The organism is Microbacterium kribbense, assembly GCF_039537285.1.
Classification (GTDB): Bacteria; Actinomycetota; Actinomycetes; order Actinomycetales; family Microbacteriaceae; genus Microbacterium; species Microbacterium kribbense.
In genome coordinates this window covers 252,568-269,644 of sequence record NZ_BAABAF010000009.1, presented here as the reverse complement: position 1 = coordinate 269,644, position 17,077 = coordinate 252,568, and the positions used below count along the sequence as shown (strand labels likewise).

The 17,077-nt window shown below is 69.1% G+C and carries 14 protein-coding genes; 3 read left to right on the top strand and 11 right to left on the bottom strand.

The annotated features are described in order from the left end of the window. Nucleotides 1-405: 405 nt before the first annotated feature. From ABD705_RS14235 to rpsL, 5 genes are all read right to left on the bottom strand, one after another. Nucleotides 406-621, bottom strand: coding sequence for a hypothetical protein (locus ABD705_RS14235; protein WP_344784725.1), 216 nt, complete (start codon nt 619-621; stop codon nt 406-408). A gap of 141 nt (nt 622-762) precedes the next feature. Beyond that, complete coding sequence (gene tuf / locus ABD705_RS14230) at nt 763-1,956, bottom strand: elongation factor Tu (protein WP_344784723.1); 1,194 nt, start codon at nt 1,954-1,956, stop codon at nt 763-765. 156 nt (nt 1,957-2,112) lie between these two features. Continuing rightward, nucleotides 2,113-4,227, bottom strand: coding sequence for an elongation factor G (gene fusA, locus ABD705_RS14225; protein WP_344784721.1), 2,115 nt, complete (start codon nt 4,225-4,227; stop codon nt 2,113-2,115). 72 nt (nt 4,228-4,299) lie between these two features. Beyond that, nucleotides 4,300-4,770, bottom strand: a complete 471-nt coding sequence (rpsG, locus tag ABD705_RS14220; RefSeq protein WP_344784719.1) for a 30S ribosomal protein S7 — start codon at nt 4,768-4,770, stop codon at nt 4,300-4,302. A 5-nt stretch (nt 4,771-4,775) separates the two neighbouring features. Continuing rightward, nucleotides 4,776-5,144, bottom strand: a complete 369-nt coding sequence (gene rpsL / locus ABD705_RS14215; RefSeq protein ID WP_018187369.1) for a 30S ribosomal protein S12 — start codon at nt 5,142-5,144, stop codon at nt 4,776-4,778. A gap of 124 nt (nt 5,145-5,268) precedes the next feature. Here rpsL and ABD705_RS16130 point away from each other — a divergent pair, with 124 nt between their 5' ends. The 3 genes from ABD705_RS16130 to ABD705_RS14205 all read left to right on the top strand — a co-directional run bounded on the left by ABD705_RS16130 (nt 5,269) and on the right by ABD705_RS14205 (nt 8,304). Next, nucleotides 5,269-6,021 carry a 4-fold beta flower protein gene (locus ABD705_RS16130; RefSeq protein WP_425562089.1) on the top strand — a complete coding sequence of 251 codons (753 nt, stop codon included), beginning with the start codon at nt 5,269-5,271 and terminating at the stop codon, nt 6,019-6,021. Further along, nucleotides 6,018-7,226 carry a hypothetical protein gene (locus ABD705_RS14210; RefSeq protein WP_344784717.1) on the top strand — a complete coding sequence of 403 codons (1,209 nt, stop codon included), beginning with the start codon at nt 6,018-6,020 and terminating at the stop codon, nt 7,224-7,226. The genes ABD705_RS16130 and ABD705_RS14210 overlap by 4 nt, the downstream gene beginning before the upstream one ends. A 433-nt stretch (nt 7,227-7,659) precedes the next feature. After that, nucleotides 7,660-8,304 (top strand): rolling circle replication-associated protein, encoded by a 645-nt coding sequence (locus ABD705_RS14205; protein ID WP_344784715.1) that lies wholly within the window; start codon nt 7,660-7,662, stop codon nt 8,302-8,304. Between the two features lie 176 nt (nt 8,305-8,480). Here the strand turns inward: ABD705_RS14205 and ABD705_RS14200 are convergent, their stop codons facing one another. The 6 genes from ABD705_RS14200 to ABD705_RS14175 form a co-directional block, all read right to left on the bottom strand. Then, entirely contained in the window at nt 8,481-9,869 is a 1,389-nt protein-coding gene (locus ABD705_RS14200) for a recombinase family protein (protein WP_344784732.1), read from the bottom strand. Between the two features lie 201 nt (nt 9,870-10,070). After that, a complete protein-coding gene (locus ABD705_RS14195; protein WP_344784713.1) occupies nt 10,071-10,766 on the bottom strand; it encodes a hypothetical protein in 696 nt (231 codons plus the stop codon). After that, on the bottom strand, nt 10,766-12,265 hold the full coding sequence (locus ABD705_RS14190) for a DUF5684 domain-containing protein (protein WP_344784711.1): 1,500 nt from the start codon (nt 12,263-12,265) through the stop codon (nt 10,766-10,768). Before ABD705_RS14190 ends, ABD705_RS14195 begins: the two co-directional genes overlap by 1 nt. After that, nucleotides 12,262-14,739 (bottom strand): transglutaminase domain-containing protein, encoded by a 2,478-nt coding sequence (locus ABD705_RS14185; protein WP_344784709.1) that lies wholly within the window; start codon nt 14,737-14,739, stop codon nt 12,262-12,264. The genes ABD705_RS14190 and ABD705_RS14185 overlap by 4 nt, the downstream gene beginning before the upstream one ends. Further along, complete coding sequence (locus ABD705_RS14180; protein WP_344784707.1) at nt 14,736-16,100, bottom strand: DUF58 domain-containing protein; 1,365 nt, start codon at nt 16,098-16,100, stop codon at nt 14,736-14,738. The genes ABD705_RS14185 and ABD705_RS14180 overlap by 4 nt, the downstream gene beginning before the upstream one ends. Then, the gene (locus ABD705_RS14175) at nt 16,097-17,062 is read right to left on the bottom strand and encodes an AAA family ATPase (RefSeq protein ID WP_344784705.1); all 966 of its coding nucleotides are present in this window, start codon (nt 17,060-17,062) and stop codon (nt 16,097-16,099) included. The genes ABD705_RS14180 and ABD705_RS14175 overlap by 4 nt, the downstream gene beginning before the upstream one ends. Nucleotides 17,063-17,077: the final 15 nt, after the last annotated feature.

Below are 17,077 nucleotides of genomic sequence, written 5' to 3'. Positions count from 1 at the left end.
TGCACGCTGTTGAGTTCTCAAGGACCAGACGCACCCACAACTAAGACCACAACAACCGGCCATCATCACAGGGCAACCTCACAACCATACCCCACCTGTTCAGGAAGTCAATTCCGCGGATCCGGAACCCGAAGGCTCAGGCATTCCGCTCGGTGACTGTCTCGGACAGACGGGAACCTCACACATTCTCTTCTGTACGAAGCGGATGTGGAAGGTGGCTCGCTACTTGAGGGGGGCGGGGCCTTTCGACCGCTGCGCACTGCCCTTTGGGGCGAACGTGTTAAAGCCTACGCCGAATGCGGTGCAGATCCAAATCGTGCCACCGGCACGCCGCGTCCGTCGCGGCAGGGGCGAAGCGAGGGGCGGACGCCGCAGCATCCGCCCCTCGTTCTGTCCTACTGCGCGCTACTCGTTGCCGACAGCACCGTCGGCCTGGCCGCGCAGCTCGTCGATCTTGGCATCGACCGAGTCGGGAGCGACCTTCTTGGCGAAGTCCGCGGCACCGTCGAGGATCTTGTCGCTGATCCCCTCAGCCTGCTCGCTGTGCACGGCGTCATCGATCTGGTCCTTGTTCTGCTCGAACAGTTCCTTGCCCTTGTTCACGAGATCATCGAATCCCATTGATTACTCCCCCTTCAGATCGGCGTCCCGAAGGGCGCACAAAGACACTGTACGTGAGCGATGGTCGTTGCGCACCCTCGTATCCGCGGATGAGAAAGGGGGCCGGATCCATGCGGATCCGGCCCCCGAGCTCGCGAAGGACTACTTGAGGATCTTCGTGACCGTGCCGGCGCCGACGGTGCGGCCACCCTCACGGATTGCGAAGCCCAGGCCATCCTCCATGGCGATCGGCTGGATCAGCTCGACGGCCATGTCGGTGGTGTCGCCGGGCATGACCATCTCGGTGCCCTCGGGCAGCGTGATGACGCCGGTGACGTCCGTGGTGCGGAAGTAGAACTGCGGACGGTAGTTCGTGTAGAACGGGTTGTGCCGGCCACCCTCGTCCTTGGACAGGATGTAGGCGGTGCCCTCGAACTGGGTGTGCGGCGTGACCGAACCCGGCTTGACGACGACCTGGCCGCGCTCGACATCGTCGCGCTTGGTGCCGCGCAGCAGCAGACCACAGTTCTCGCCGGCCCAGGCCTCGTCGAGCTGCTTGTGGAACATCTCGATGCCGGTGACGATCGTCTTCTGCGTCGGGCGCAGACCCACGATCTCGACCTCGGAGTTGATCGGCAGCGTGCCACGCTCGGCGCGGCCGGTGACCACGGTGCCACGACCGGTGATCGTGAAGACGTCCTCGATCGGCATCAGGAAGGGCTTGTCGCGGTCACGCACCGGGTCGGGCACGTTGTCGTCGACGGCCTGCATCAGGTCGAGGATGGACTGCGTCCACTTCTCGTCGCCCTCGAGCGCCTTCAGCGCCGAGACGCGGATGACCGGGGCGTCGTCGCCGGGGAAGCCCTGGCTGGACAGCAGCTCGCGGACCTCGAGCTCGACGAGCTCCAGGATCTCCTCGTCATCGACCATGTCGGACTTGTTCAGCGCGACCAGCAGGTACGGCACGCCGACCTGCTTGGCCAGCAGCACGTGCTCACGCGTCTGCGCCATCGGACCGTCGGTGGCGGCGACCACGAGGATCGCACCGTCCATCTGCGCGGCACCGGTGATCATGTTCTTGACATAGTCAGCGTGACCAGGGGCATCCACGTGCGCGTAGTGGCGCTTGGGGGTCTCGTACTCGATGTGCGAGATGTTGATGGTGATGCCACGCTGACGCTCTTCGGGAGCGGAGTCGATCGACGAGAAGTCACGGACGACATTCACGCTTGACGGGTACTTGTCGGCAAGCACCTTGGAGATCGCGGCAGAGAGCGTCGTCTTGCCGTGGTCAACGTGACCGATCGTTCCGATGTTCACGTGCGGCTTGGTCCGCTCGAACTTGGCCTTCGCCACTGGGTCCTCCTCAGGACGGTCTGGTAACGATTCCGGGCACTGGATTGCGACCGGTTCGCTACGGGGATGTCTCTCAGTGTAGTAGAGACGGATTGGATGGATTATGTGAAGTTGTCTTGCTGGATGCCGCGCCACAGGGCGCGGCATCCCGGGCGATCACTCGCCCTTGTTCTTCTGGACGATCTCCTCGGCCACGGCCTTGGGGACCTCGGCGTAGCTGTCGAACTCCATCGAGTAGACGGCACGGCCCGACGTCTTCGACCGCAGGTCGCCGATGTAGCCGAACATCTCGGACAGCGGCACCAGGGCGCGGATGACCTTGACGCCCTGGGCGTCCTCCATGGCCTGGATCTGACCGCGGCGGCTGTTCAGGTCGCCGATGACATCGCCCATGTACTCCTCGGGCGTGCGCACCTCGACCGCCATCAGCGGCTCGAGGATGACCGGGTTCGCCTTGCGCGCCGCCTCCTTGAAGCCCATCGAGCCGGCGATCTTGAACGCCATCTCGGACGAGTCGACATCGTGTGCGGCACCGTCGAGCAGAATGGCCTTCACGCCCACCAGCGGGTAGCCGGCGAGCACGCCGACCTGCATGGCGTCCTGGAAGCCCGCGTTGACCGAGGGGATGTACTCGCGCGGGATGCGGCCACCGGTGACCTTGTTCTCGAACTCGTAGATGTGGTCGGCGGTGACTTCCATCGGCTCGAGCGCGAACTGGATCTTCGCGAACTGGCCCGAACCACCGGTCTGCTTCTTGTGCGTGTAGTCGTGACGCTCGACGGCCCGACGGATCGTCTCGCGGTAGGCCACCTGCGGCTTGCCGACATTCGCCTCGACGTGGAACTCGCGCTTCATGCGGTCCACCAGGATGTCCAGGTGCAGCTCGCCCATGCCCTTGATGACGGTCTGGCCGGTCTCGGCGTTCTGCTCCACGCGGAACGTCGGGTCCTCTTCGGCCAGCTTCTGGATGGCGACACCCAGCTTCTCCTGGTCGGCCTTGGTCTTGGGCTCGATGGCCACCTCGATGACCGGCTCGGGGAACGTCATCGGCTCCAGCACCACCGGCTGCGCCAGGTCGGCCAGGGTGTCACCGGTGGTGGTGTCCTTCAGGCCGATGACGGCGTAGATGTGACCGGCGGTGACGGCGTCGACCGGGTTCTCCTTGTTGGCGTACATCTGGAAGATCTTGCCGATGCGCTCCTTCTTGCTCTTGGTCGCGTTCAGCACCTGCCCGCCCGAGTCGAGGTGACCCGAGTAGACGCGGATGTAGGTCAGGCGACCGAAGAACGGGTGCACGGCGATCTTGAACGCGAGCGCCGCGAACGGCTCGTCGCGGCTCGGGTGGCGCTCGATGACGCGCTCTTCGTCCTTCGGGTCGTGCGCCTCGATGGCCGGCACGTCCACGGGGGAAGGCAGGTAGTCCACGACCGCGTCGAGCATCGGCTGCACGCCGCGGTTCTTGAACGCCGAACCGCACAGCACGGGATAGAGCTCGCCGGACACGGTCAGCTTGCGGATCGCGCCCTTGATCTCGGCAACGGTCAGCTCCTCGCCGCCGAAGTACTTCTCCAGCAGGTGCTCGTCGCTCTCGGCGACCGTCTCGAGCAGCTTCTCGCGGTACTCCTTGGCCTTGTCGACCAGGTCGGCCGGGATCTCCTCGATCTCATAGTGCGCACCCATCGTGACGTCACCCTTGGAGTCGCCGGGCCACACCAGTGCGCGCATCTCGACGAGGTCGACGATCCCGACGAAGCTGCTCTCGGCGCCGATCGGCAGCTGCAGCACGAGCGGCTTGGCCTTGAGGCGGTTCACGATGGTCGACACCGTGAAGTAGAAGTCCGCGCCGAGCTTGTCCATCTTGTTGACGAAGCAGATGCGGGGCACGTCGTACTTGTCGGCCTGACGCCACACCGTCTCGGACTGGGGCTCCACGCCCTCCTTGCCGTCGAAGACGGCGACGGCACCATCGAGCACGCGCAGCGAGCGCTCCACTTCGACGGTGAAGTCGACGTGGCCGGGAGTGTCGATGATGTTGATCTGCGAGCCGTTCCAGAAACAGGTCACCGCGGCGGAGGTGATGGTGATGCCGCGCTCCTGCTCCTGCTCCATCCAGTCGGTCGTCGCCGCACCATCGTGCGTCTCGCCGATCTTGTGGTTGACGCCCGTGTAGAACAGGATGCGCTCGGTCGTCGTCGTCTTGCCGGCATCGATGTGCGCCATGATGCCGATGTTGCGGACCTTCGTGAGGTCGGTGAGCACGTCTTGTGCCACGGGGTGTCTTCCTTACGTCGTTAAGTGAAAGCGGGTCTGCCGGCCTCCCGGCCGGCAGACCAGGGGCGCTGGTTACCAGCGGTAGTGCGCGAAGGCGCGGTTGGACTCGGCCATCTTGTGGGTGTCTTCACGGCGCTTGACCGCGGCTCCCAGGCCGTTCGAGGCATCCAGAATCTCGTTCTGCAGGCGCTCGGTCATGGTCTTCTCGCGACGACCCTTGGCGTAGCTGACCAGCCAGCGCAGCGCGAGCGTGTTGGCGCGGTGAGGCTTGACCTCGACCGGCACCTGGTAGGTCGAACCGCCGACGCGGCGGCTCTTGACCTCGAGCGTGGGGCGCACGTTGTCCAGCGCCTTCTTCAGCGTGGCGACGGCGTCGGAGCCGGTCTTGGTCTCAACTCCGCCCAGGGCGCCGTAGACGATCGACTCGGCGAGGGACTTCTTGCCGTCCACGAGGATCTTGTTGACCAGCTGCGACACGATGGGCGCGCCGTAGACCGGGTCGTTGACAACGGGGCGCTTGGGGGCGGGACCCTTACGAGGCATCTAACTCAACCCTTCTTCGCACCGTAGCGGCTGCGAGCCTGCTTACGGTTCTTGACGGCCTGGGTGTCCAGGGCACCGCGGACGATCTTGTAGCGCACACCGGGCAGGTCCTTGACACGACCGCCGCGCACCAGCACGAGGGAGTGCTCCTGCAGGTTGTGGCCCTCGCCCGGGATGTAGGCGGTGACCTCGGTGCCGTTGCGGAGCTTGACACGAGCGACCTTGCGCATCGCCGAGTTCGGCTTCTTGGGCGTGGTCGTGTACACGCGGGTGCAGACACCCGCCTGCTGCGGGTTCGCCTTCAGTGCGGGCGCCTTGGTCTTGGTGACCTTCGGCGAACGCCCCTTGCGAACCAACTGCTGAATGGTTGGCACGTTCTTCCTTATCTGTTGTGCTGCACGGTGACAGCGTCGTGTCTCCCCCGCAGCGTGACGCATCTGTCGATCCGTCGGCCGCGGGCTCACCTGTACCCACCGACTCGGCATCGCCGGGCGTTTCGTGTGGTGGATATGCCGTGGGGGTGGCCTGTTCGCAGGCCGGTCCCTGAGCTGTGTGCCGGCGGCCTCGGCGCATCGCCCCCCTGCGAAGGCACAGCACAAAGAGCGCGCGAGCGCACACCCGATCAATGATACGCGTGCCAGGCGGTGCCGGTCAAACGCTCCACGCTGCCGAGGCGGGCGTGTGTCTGGTGCGTCGTCGAACAGGTGCCCTGCGGCGCCCCGGTTGAGCGAGGGCGGCCGTTCCCCGGCTGCCGCCGTCCCGCCCAGAAAAGCGACATCGACCACACCCGCGGCCACGCCGAGGGCGGACCGACCTGCCTGTGCAACCTGGCAAGTTCCGAATACGACCACTGCGAGTCGATCCGCACACTCTTCGGCGGCAAGTAATAAATTCTGTACCGTGGAGCCCGTTTTTGACCGTGCCGGTAGGCACATTGCTTGGCTTCGCGGCGATGTAATCTATGACGCCCAAGGCAGAGTACTGGGGTGGGTCCGCGGCGATCGGCTATTAAGCCGCCGCGGCAGGATCGTCGGTTTTCTTCGGGACGGCTACTTTCGCGACAGTAGAGGCGACGCGGTGGCCTTCTTTGGTGACCCTCGGTTCGGACCTCTCCTACCGATCCGAGGCATTCCCCCCATTCCTCCGATACCTCAGATTCCACCGGTTCCGCCGATTCCGGGGGTGGCGCCTATTTGGCCGATTCCAACCTTGATGTGGTCTCGGTACAACCTATTGGAGTTGTTCACGTGATCGAGAGCAAAAATAGTTCGCCGGAACCGATTCCGACCGCTTCGGACCTTCCCAAAGCGAGACCCCTGGGATTCGGATGTCTCCCGCTAGTGGTTCCCGGATCCCGCTCTCCTAAGGAGTGGCTTTCCGATGTGCGGCGTGGTCTTGAGCAGATGGCGACGGTAAGTAACATCGCTATTCAGGTAAGGCCCGAGCACCTTCCCGAAAGGGCAGAGCATCCGGGAGCTGCAGAGCCATCTGCTGACGCGGACTCAGAGGATGACAACATCAGCGAGGGGTTCTGGGTCGAACCCGAGTACGGCTCGATCTCGTTCGAGGTGCATATTCCGGAGCGCCTGCAGAAAGACATTCTTAGCGACGGCTCGATCTCACGACGTAAGGTCGGCGCTGAACACTTCCGGGTTCGGACCGAGTACGCGTTCCATGGCCCCGCCACATTTGTGTGGGTGCTCGACGATGTCGACCCGAGTGAGGTCAACGGCTCGGACGCTGTCTTGCTGGTATATCGGTTCACGAACCAGGAGTTACAGCGAGGCGGCACAGGAGTTCGGATGGCTCGGGTGGGGCCATCTCCCTTCCACATGGATGCGCTCCTCCGGGCTTCAACGAGCCCGCAGGAGGCGGCACTGAGCGTTGCTCGAATCGCAATGTACGGCTACGAGTCGGTCGAGTTCTTGTACGACCGAGAGAGGTCCGAGGGGCTCGATGAGGCTGGAGCATCGCTAGAAGACTCGCTCAGGGACCAACTCAGCCTGTATTACTGGCTGCAGCGACAGGTTAACCGAGATTCTCGGGAAGTTGGCGCTCTCGCGGACTCGACGGATCAACTTGTGAGGGATCACTCCGGCACAGGGCTCAGCGGTTGGTGGACTCGTGTACTTCGCTCCTCTGCCAGTGCCCGCCGCCTCGGCCTACAAGCGCTCAATCTGCAGACCCGCGAGACTGAGCGAGCAGGGTTCTCCGTGGCGATGACCAAACGGATCCTGGCGCAATCAGACACGCTACCGGCGTTTGAACCGTACTTGCGTCAGTTATCGGATGAGAACAACCAAGCCCTAATCTCCAACGCCCGCGATGTTGTTCAATTCGTGGAGACTGGCCGTCGGTCGGACTTCGAGGTGTTGATGATCTCAGCAGCGACCGTGCTCGGCGGTGTGGCGGGCGGTGTGGTCGGATTCATCGCAGCCGCGGCAGGCGCCTCTTGACTTGAATCTGCAACATAACTCGGGACCTGGTGTGACCTGGCGAGGGCAAGGGATCGCGTAGCGATTCCGCGGCAGACGCGCCGCCCGGCGGCGCCTACCGGGCCTCGTTCGGCGCCTGTGCTTTAATCGGTTCAAGCTCGTATTGGGGGCGGTCCCAGGTCCCAGCGAGTGTCTTGATCGATTGAGGGGCCCTTGCCTGGGTGGGCTGCGCGGCACTATCGGCCAGTGTCTGGACTAAATCGCGCGAAATGACTGAATTTGCGTGGCCGCGTCCTGTTGGTGCGCGCAAAAGGTTCAGTCCATGGCCCCTCGGCCTTCCCCGTCCTTCTCCGGTCTCGCTCGTCCTGACGCGGAGTGGTCGTTTACTCTTGTCCTCGCTGCTGGTGAAGGCGGGGGCTCGTTCCGTGCCGCGTTGCGGCGTAGACCCAAATACGTGGCGCGCGGTCAGGCCGCCGACCCCGACCGTGCTGCCGCGGAGGCTGCGCGTCGCGCGCGAACGCGCCTGCGCCGCTACTGCGCAGGGAACGTGCTCAACCGGCTTGGCACGCTCACCTACCGCGGGGAGGGGAACCACGACCCGGGCCTGGTTCGGGAGCACCTGGCCGGGTTCTTCCGTGACCTGCGGGGGAGGTTGGGCGGCGAAGCGTTCCCGTATGCGTGGGTGCCGGAGTGGCACAAGACCGGCCACGGGCTGCACGCGCACTTCGCAGTGGGGAAGTACATCAAGCGGTCGATGATCGAGGCGGCGTGGCCGTACGGGTTCATCTCGATCAAGCTGCTCGGCAACCTGCCGGTGGGGTCGACATCGCTGTCAGAGGCGCGGATCGCGGGCGGATATCTGGCGAAGTACGTGGCGAAGTCATTCGCGGATCCGGTCGCCCGGGATCTCGGCTCGCACCGGTACGACGTGGCGGAAGGGTTCCAGCCGGAGCGGGTCGGGTTCCACGGCGCCAGTCGCGGTGATGTGCTCGCGCAGGCGTCGGCGTTCATGGCGGGGACGCCTGGGGTGGTGTGGGACTCGTCGGAGTCGGAGGACTGGCCGGGTCCGCCGACGGTGTGGGCGCAGTGGGGGCGCTGATGCCTATCGACAGGGAACTGCTCGCCGCGTGGGTTGCGGCGTCGTGCGCCGCGCAGGGGGTGCCGGTGTTCGTGGCGGATCCGGGTGTGCTCACCCGGGTGCGGACGCTGCTAGGGGCAGGCGGGGCGGAGCGCGGCGGGTCCGCTGTGGCGGAGCCGCGCACCGCCCGCCTGCCCCTACAGCACCCACACCGGCTGAATCCGCCCGGGGTCGAACTGGTGCACGGTGGCCGGGAGGATCGTGGCGTAGTCGAGCACGGCCCGCACGATCGCGGCCTGCCGTTCTAGAGTCATCTGCTCCCACCCGGCCCGTAGCGCTTCCCCGTGCCCGACGATCCGGTCAAGGTTCGATGCCGTGCTCAGCCGGGACAGTTGCTGGTCGACCCCGGTCAGTTGCGCCTCGAGCGGGTCACGGGCGGCTTTCCACTCCATCCGGGAGATCTCGCCCTCGCTAAACATCGCCGCCAATTCCCGCATCCGCGTCTCGAGCTTCTCGCGCTGCGCGGCAAGGTCGGCGTAGCGGTCGTCCTGCGCGCGCTGCCCGGTCAGCACCGCCTCCATCTCCGGGGTGTCCAGCCGATACAGCACGGCGGCGGTGAGCCATTCCTCGACCCGGGGCGCGTTGACCATGATCCCGCCGCACCCGCCATGGTCCGGCCCGGACGCGCACACGTACCGGCGCTCGTTCACCCGGGCGGCGGAGAACAGCTTTCCTCCGCACTTCCCGCACCGCAGCATCCCGGACAGCAGATACCGACGGGGGGCACGCCTCCCGGTGGCCTTGTTCTGCTGCATCGTGTTCAGCACCTGCTGCCGCTGCTCGGTGGTGATGATCGGCTCCCACACCGCCTTACCGACGATCTCCCCGTGGTACGCGCGCAGCCCCGCGATTCGGGGCGACAGCAGGATGCCGCGGATCGTGGTCGACCGCCACTGCCCCCCGGTCGAGGTCGGCACGCCCCGCTCCTGCAAGTCCTCCGCGACCGCCCGCGCCGATTCCCCGGCGATGTACCGGGCAACGATCTCCCGCACGATCCCAGCCTCGGCAGGGTTGACCGTGACCTTGTCCGCCTCGTACCCATACGGGCGACTCGACCCGCCACCGGGCAGGCCGCGCTCCGCGTTCTGCTGCATCTTCCGCCGCACCCGCGCCGACTTGCGCGCCGACTCCTTCGCCGCCACCGCCGCCGTGATCCGCGCCATGAACAACCCGTCATCACTGCCCAGATCCACATCCGCAGTCGCCGTGGCGACATGCCGCAGCCCCGCCGACTCACACACCGCCGTGAACTGCTCCAACTCGATCGGGCGACGGGTCAGCCGGTCCATGTTGTACACGATCACCGCATCCCGCAACCCGTCCCGCACGTCCGCAAGCATCCGTTCATACTCCGGACGCCGCTTCCCCGAATACGCAGACACGTCGTTATCCACATACTCCGCGCCCACCGTCCATCCCCGGTCCGCGGCAAGCCTGTGACAATCCTCCAGCTGACGCTGCACCCCCAGCGCCTGCCCGGACGGGTCCGAAGAAATACGCGCATAGATCGCAGCAGAACGAGGCATCTCCATACGGTCAGCTTACGAACGTGCCCGCAACCTCGCACACCTGTGCACCCGACACCCTCCCCACGCCTACTCCACGCATCGCTGCGCGCTGCGCGGAGCCTCTCGGCGCGCGGGCCCACCCTCAAACACGACACCGACTGGACCGTGCAGCAGCTGCCCGGCGGCATCCTGATCTGGACCGCGCCCACCCGACGCCGGCTACAGCCCCGTCAGCAGCAGGATTCCGACGACGGCCACGGCCGCGATGACCACGATGACACCGGTCAGGGCCGCCAGGGTCAGCAGCCTCGAGCGAGTCGGCGACGACGGGATGCCGGTGGCGGGCGGCACCGGCGGCACCGGTGCGGCGACATGCTGCGCGTCGGGTGCACGCCGGGCGCGGGCGGGCGCGGGCGGGCGCGGCCGGTAGACGGCGTGCTCGGCCGCACCGGCGGTGGCGGTGCGGCCGGGGCGCTCAGGGTCTGCGGGCCGCAGGGGCTGGCGGGCGGGGGTGCTCTGCCGGCGTGCACCGACCCGGGTCCGGTCAATGTCCGCGCCGGGGTCGGCGGCGAGGTCGGCGCCGGGGCCGGCGGCGAGGCTGGCGGCGGGGGCCGCGCCGGGGCCGGCACTGCGGCGCCGGAGACCGATCCGGGTATGGCCGAGATCCGCGCCGAGGCCGGTGGCGGCATCCCGCGACTCGGCACGGGTCTGGTCGCTCATTTCATTCCGGCCCGGCAGAACCATGGTGTCGTCGGCCGGCTGGGCGTCCGGCCGCCGACGCGGTGCGACCTGCGTCTGGTCGAGATCCTCGCCCGGGGCAGGGTCGGCCGCCGTGCGCCGGCGCGAGACCAGGACGGTGTCGTCGTCCGGGTCCTCGGATGCGGGATGCCCGCCGGGCTGCGCCGACCCGGCCATCACGCGCCGTCGCGGCTCAGGCGCAGCTCGGCATCCCCGAGCAGGAAGCGCTCGATCACCGGCAGCGGGCGCCCCGCGACGGCCTCGATCTCGCTGCCGTCGACGTCGATGAGCACGACGCCGTTCGTCGAGTCGAGATCCGTGATGACCCAGGTGCCGTCGTGCAGCTCGAGCCGGGCGTGCGTCTTGGACATCGTGCGCGTCTCGTCGGCGATCGAGATGAGCTGCGCGTCCGGGTAGGTCGGGTCGCTGCTGGGCCTGCGCCCGAGGATCAGCACATCCTGCGTGATCGGCACCGACGCGCCCAGCGGCGGCACCAGCACCCACGGCGTGCGCTTGCGCACGGCGATGATGGTCTCGTCGAACGCCGACTCGGCGTCGGGCAGCTCGGGCGCTTCGCGGCGTGCCGACACCGACGAACGGGCCGACATCGGCGCGCCCAGCGACGGCGCTCCGGCGACGGCGGACACCTCCCCGGACGTGTCGGAGAAGCCGTAGGGCTCGTCGGCGCGCAGCGGCGGGCGGGTCGCGGCCGGCGGCGCCCACGGGTTGGCCTGCGCCGCCGGGGCAACGGGCGCGGCGGGCGGTTCGACGTCGTGGTCGAAGCCGTCCTCGTCGAGATATCCCTGGTCGGCGTCGGACACTGCGTGGCGGGGCGCGGCCGGTGCCGCGTCACCCAATACAGTGCGCCGCGATGCCGCGGGAGCCGCGCGCGGAGTGGATGCCGCAGAGGCAGCCGGCGCGGCGCTGTCGGCCCACTCGGCGCCCGGCTCGGTGAACGACGCGCGGTGCCGCGGCATCGACGCAGAATCGTCGTCGAGGCCCGTGTCGGCAGGCACGATCACGACCGGCTCACGTCCGGGCACGGACGTGACCGGTCCGGGCGCGGCCGCACCGGGCAGCGGCGGACGCGGCGGCAGCAGCCCCTGCGGCGCGGGGCCCGGCGCCGGCGCGAAGCCGGACGGCGCGAACCCGGGCGCCGGCGGGATGGGCGTCGGAGCGGCGCCGGGAGAGCTCTGGTACCAGCCGAGTGCCTGCGCCTGGGCCTGCGCCGACGCGGCATGCGCCGGTGGTCGGGGCGCACCGGTGCGCATGGGCCCGACTGCGCGGGCGCCGCCGGGCACCGGGCCGACCCAGCGACTGCTGCCCCATCCGACGACGCTGGCCCACACCGGGAACAGGAGTGCCGCCAGCACCGTCATGCCTGCGCCGAAGCCGAAGCCGCGGTTGATGCGGTGGCACGCGATCACCTCGAGGACGAACAGGGCGGCGGCACCGACGCCGGGCACCAGGATGAGCAGCACCAGCCATTCGCTGAACCCACCCAGGCGCAGCAGCGTGGCGATGTTGTAGAACGGCACCCAGGCCTTCCAGCCCTGCTCGCCGGATTTGCGGAACACCGCCTGCAGGGCCAGCGCCGTCCAGACATAGAGCGCGAGGGCGAAGACCAGGGAGATCAGAATCGATGAAACGGCTGCTGCGGCGGCGCTGTCACTCATGGCTGCGCGGGCACGGCGCGACTGCGCGCGGACCCTCTCCTCTCGGTACCGGGCTTGGTCCGGGCACGATCGGCGTGCCCAGGCCGGGACTCGAGGCCCCGGACGAATGATCTCAACGATACGGCCGCCAGCATCCGACGCCATACCGATGTCGACTCGGACAGTCGCCGCCGCTCGGCGTCGACGATCCGCCAGAACCGCTCGGACTGCGCGGCGTCAGGGACGGAGTCCGAGAACACCGCGCGGTCGGCGCCGGCGGCAAGGGTCGCCGCGGCCGGCGAATCATGCGCCGCGGCCAGCTCGCTGCGGGTCTGGATGCCGGGGCCGGCCAGACCGTGGTCCACTGCTGTGTCGACGTACTCATCCCACCCGCCGATCATCCGGGCGGCGGGGGTGGCGTCCCTGCGCCGACGGCGGCGGCGCACCGCTTTGGCGGCGACGATCGCCGCGAACGGCCCGACCAGGATGAGCAGCCCCGCCGCACCGATGCCGACCGCGCGCAGCGCAGCCCACAGCACCGGCAGGCCACCCGCGTCGTCGGGATGGGCGGCGGCGTCGGCGGCCTCCTGCCGCGTCGGATCGGGCGGATCGACCTCCCGCGCGTGCTGCGGACGGACGTCGGTGGCGTTCTCGGGGTCGCGCCGGTGGGCCACCGCGATGTCGGCCCCTTCGGCATGCTGAGGCGTGACATCCACCGGCACCCACCGGCCGTCCGCCGAGCGCACCTCGGTCCACGCGGTGATGTTCCCACCGGTGCACACCCCCGCCGCGCACGCCGGCACGTCGCGCACATCCGCTCCGGCGACCAGCCGCGCACCCACGACCACGCGCGCCGGGAAGCCCAGCTCCTGCGCCATGAGCGCCACCGCGACCGAGAACTGCTCGTCGTCGCCGACCGCGGCCACCAGCGACCGGGAGGGGTCGCCGGCGCTGGTCAGCAGCTTGCGGAACATCGTGTCGATGCGCGCCAGCGAGTGGCCGGAGGCGATCGGCTGGAACACGTAGCCCGGCCCCAGCGCCTGCACCCAGGCGGCGCCGTCGGCGGGCACCGACAGCGCGTGGCTGAGGTAGCCGCGCGCGCGCAGCCGCTCGACGAGCGTCGCCAGGGCCGCGCCGCCGGTGCCGGCATCCTGCTGCTGCATCCAGGTCTTGACGCTCTCGGGGATCGCGACCTGCGGGTCGGTCCCCGGCGCGCGCAGCGACTGCAGGTCGGGAAGCGAGGCCGTCGTCGCGGTCAGGTCGTACTGCTCGCCTGCGCGCAGGCCGTCGGTCTGCACGCCGGCCTGCGCGGCGGCGTCGTAATAGAACGAATCGGCGCGCGCCGACGCCGAACCGGAATAGGTCAGCTGCTGCAGCGAGCCGACCGTGGGCAGCCAGATGCCGCGCAGGCCGGCGATGCGCACGCGCACGGTCGATGCCGCCCCCGGAGCGGCGCGCAGCCGGGACGGCACCCGCACGAACGAGCTGTCGCCGGATGCCGCGACCCGGTAGTGCGCGCCGTCATAGGAGGTGAGGGTGGCCAGACGCACCCGCTCGGGCAGCGGGCCCGCCACGGCGGTCACGGTGAACAGCGGCGTGCGGAAGGCATCCGATTCGAAATTGGCGCGGTATGCCGTGAGCGGGCTGACCGCCCGGCTGATGGCCTGCGCAGGGCCGGCGGCGCTGCGCAGCACGTCGCGGGTGCGGCCCTCGGCGACCGAGGGCACGATGAGGGCTCCGACCGCGACGGAGATGACCACCATGCCCGCCGCCAGGCCGGCCCGGCGCAGGTCGGCGCCGCTGCGATGCCCGAGCCGCACCCCGCTGGTGCCGGCGGCACGGCGCAGCGCCGCCCGGCGGGCCGAGGCCGCACGCCATGACAGCCAGAAGACCGACAGCACCAGGGCCAGCACACCGCATGCCAGCTCGCGCGGCGCCGGGACGGTGACGGGGCCGATCGCGACGGGCGCGCTCGTGACGGTGCGGCCGAACAGCAGTCCGAACGTCGGCATCAGCAGTGCCGCGGCAGCGGCGAGCGCGCCCCACCGCTCAGGTCGCCAGCCCACGCGCAGGGTGACCAGCGTGCCGATCAGGAACACCGCCAGCGCCGGCACGAGCAGATTGCGGTAGCCGCCGACCGGCAGCTCGACGGTCACCAGGTCCTTGAAACCCGTGATCACCCCGGTCAGCGCTCCCACCACCGAACCGACGACCCCTCGCTCGCCCGACGGCGGCACGGCAACGCCCACGCCGAGCACCAGGAACACGCCGACCGCGGCGAGTGCCGTCAGCCATCCGGCCCACTTCAGCAGTGTCGCCGCGACCGAGACGACCAGCGCGCCGGCGACGGCCAGGCTCGCCAGCAGCAGCATCCGGGCATCCGCATAGATCGGCCAGGCCGCGAGCGCAGCCACGGCCGCCATGGCCACCGCGTAGGCGCTGCCGACCACGACATGCGGTGAGCGCACGGCCGCGGCATCCAGACGTGTGGTCATGCCGTCGCCCCCGTCACGGCGGCGGACTGCGCGCCGCGCAGCATCAGGCCGGGCAGATCGGGCAGCACGCCCACCGTCATCACGGTCAGAGCGCCGAGCGGCCGGGTGCGCGGCGGCGCCTGCTGGTCGCAGACGACAGCGACCACCGCGGTGCCGGCGGAGAACCCCAGCGCGGCCTGCCGCAGCTGCAGCGGCGTGGTCTTCGAGCCGCACACCACGAACGCCAGCGACAGCGCCTCGGATGCCTCCACGGCCAGGCGGCAGACCTCCGACAGCGCCATCGTGTGCTCGAGCTCGGTCAGCCGCGAGAACCCGTCCAGCAGTCCGCGCGGCGTGCCGGCCTGCAGCACCTCGATCGAGCGCATCCGCCCCCGCACCGCGCGCGGGATCGCCGCTCCGGTGACGACGTCCAGGTCGCGTCCGTCGCGCAGCGCCTGCACGGCGAGCGATGCGGCCACGCTCACGCCCAGCTCGAACTCGTCGTCCGACGCGTACTCGGCGCGCTTCAGGCTCAGCACGACCGCCAGGCGGGAGCGCCGCGTCTCTTCGAACTGGCGCACCATCAGCTGGCCGGTCTTGGCGGTGGACTTCCAGTGGATCTGCCGGCGGGCATCCCCCGGCACGTACGGGCGGATGTCGTGGAACGACATGTCGGCGTCGACGAGGCGACGGCTCGGGTTGCCCTCCAGGTCGCGGATCATCCCGGCGCTCGTGGACGGCACCGCCACGGTGCGCGGGTGCACATAGATCTCGTGGCGCTCGTCCCACTCGTGCTCGCGGCGCAGCAGGCCGACCGGGTCGGTACGCACCGCCGTCGGCGGACCGACGGTGACCACGCCACGCCGCAGCGCGGGGATCGACACCGGCCGCGCCACGTCCCGCCCGGGCCGCAGCAGCGGCATGCCGAGTTCGACCAGTCCGTCGCCGACCGGCAGGTCGAGCCGCCCAGGCAGGGTCGTGTGCCGGCCGACGTTGCGGATCTGGATGTCGGCCTGCAGCGGGTCGCCGGCGACCATGCGCTCGTGCGCGAGCCGCACCCGCACGTCGTAGCCGCGCGCGCCGAACAGGAAGGGCACGCTCATCAGCAGCAACGCCAGCGACGCCAACCCGGCCACCAGCGCCTCGACCCAGCCGAACACCCACCCCAGGGCGAGCCCGGCAGTGGCCAGCGTCACGACGAGCCAGCCGGCCGGGCTGACCGTCTGAGCCACCGCGCGCCGGGCCGATGTCGTGGCCGTGTGCACCCGCCGGCCGGCCGATACGGCCGACAGCACCGCCGGCACGAGCCAGCCGCGCCGGGCGCTGCGCACGGTCGTGGAACCGTCCACGCCCGTCGGCTGGGTGCGGGTGTGCTCGCTCATGCGCCCTCGCGCTGGCTGGGTGGCGGCACGTCCAGCAGCACCTGGCCGACGACGGCCTCGGCGCTCACGCCGTCGAACTCGGCTTCGGGGTGCAGGATCAGCCGGTGCGAGAGCACCGCGACGGCGAGCGCCTTCACGTCGTCGGGCGTCACGTAGGTGCGGCCCTGCGAGATCGCGCGGGTGCGGCTGGCGCGGGTCAGGGCCAGGGCGCCGCGGATGCTGACGCCCAGCCGCACCTGCTCGGCCGACCGGGTGGCGTCGACCATCCGGGCGATGTAGTCCAGCACCAGGGCGTTGGCGTACACGTCGCGGGCCAGGTCGGCCATGCCCACCAGCGTGTCGGGCGTGACGATGGCCTCGAGCGCGTCGGTGGCCACGGCCGCACCGTCCAGGATCCGCACGGTGGCGGCGTGGTCGGGGTAGCCCAGCGAGGTCTTCATCAGAAAGCGATCCAGCTGCGCCTCGGGCAGCCGGTAGGTGCCGGCCTGCTCGACCGGGTTCTGCGTCGCGATCACCAGGAACGGCACGCCCACCGGGCGGGTGATGCCGTCGATGGTGACCTTGCCCTCGGCCATCACCTCCAGCAGCGCGGACTGCGTCTTGGGACTGGCCCGGTTGATCTCGTCGGCCAGCACGATGTTGGCGAACACCGGGCCGGAGTGGAACTCGAACACGCCGGTCTTCTGGTCGTACACGGTGATGCCCGTGATGTCGCCGGGCAGCAGGTCGGGGGTGAACTGGATGCGCGTGTTGGTGCCGTGCACGGACTGGGCCAGCGCCCGCGCCAGCGAGGTCTTGCCGGTGCCGGGCACGTCCTCCAGCAGCACGTGGCCGTCGCTGAGCATCGCCGTCAGCACCAGGTCGATGACGTGGCGCTTGCCGAGCACGGCATGCTCCACGTTGTCGGCCAGCTTGCCGAAGGTGTCGGCGAACCAGGTGGCCTGTTCCTGAGGGATCGTCATGCGGGTCTTCCTGTC

What these genes read in the sequence shown, in the direction of transcription:
- ABD705_RS14235 (WP_344784725.1), bottom strand. Translation starts at nt 621, where the DNA reads ATGGGATTCGATGATCTCGTGAACAAGGGCAAGGAACTGTTCGAGCAG.
- rpsG (WP_344784719.1), bottom strand. Translation starts at nt 4,770, where the DNA reads ATGCCTCGTAAGGGTCCCGCCCCCAAGCGCCCCGTTGTCAACGACCCG.
- ABD705_RS14200 (WP_344784732.1), bottom strand. Translation starts at nt 9,869, where the DNA reads ATGCCTCGTTCTGCTGCGATCTATGCGCGTATTTCTTCGGACCCGTCC.
- ABD705_RS14195 (WP_344784713.1), bottom strand. Translation starts at nt 10,766, where the DNA reads ATGGCCGGGTCGGCGCAGCCCGGCGGGCATCCCGCATCCGAGGACCCG.
- ABD705_RS14190 (WP_344784711.1), bottom strand. Translation starts at nt 12,265, where the DNA reads ATGAGTGACAGCGCCGCCGCAGCAGCCGTTTCATCGATTCTGATCTCC.
- ABD705_RS14185 (WP_344784709.1), bottom strand. Translation starts at nt 14,739, where the DNA reads ATGACCACACGTCTGGATGCCGCGGCCGTGCGCTCACCGCATGTCGTG.
- ABD705_RS14180 (WP_344784707.1), bottom strand. Translation starts at nt 16,100, where the DNA reads ATGAGCGAGCACACCCGCACCCAGCCGACGGGCGTGGACGGTTCCACG.
- ABD705_RS14175 (WP_344784705.1), bottom strand. Translation starts at nt 17,062, where the DNA reads ATGACGATCCCTCAGGAACAGGCCACCTGGTTCGCCGACACCTTCGGC.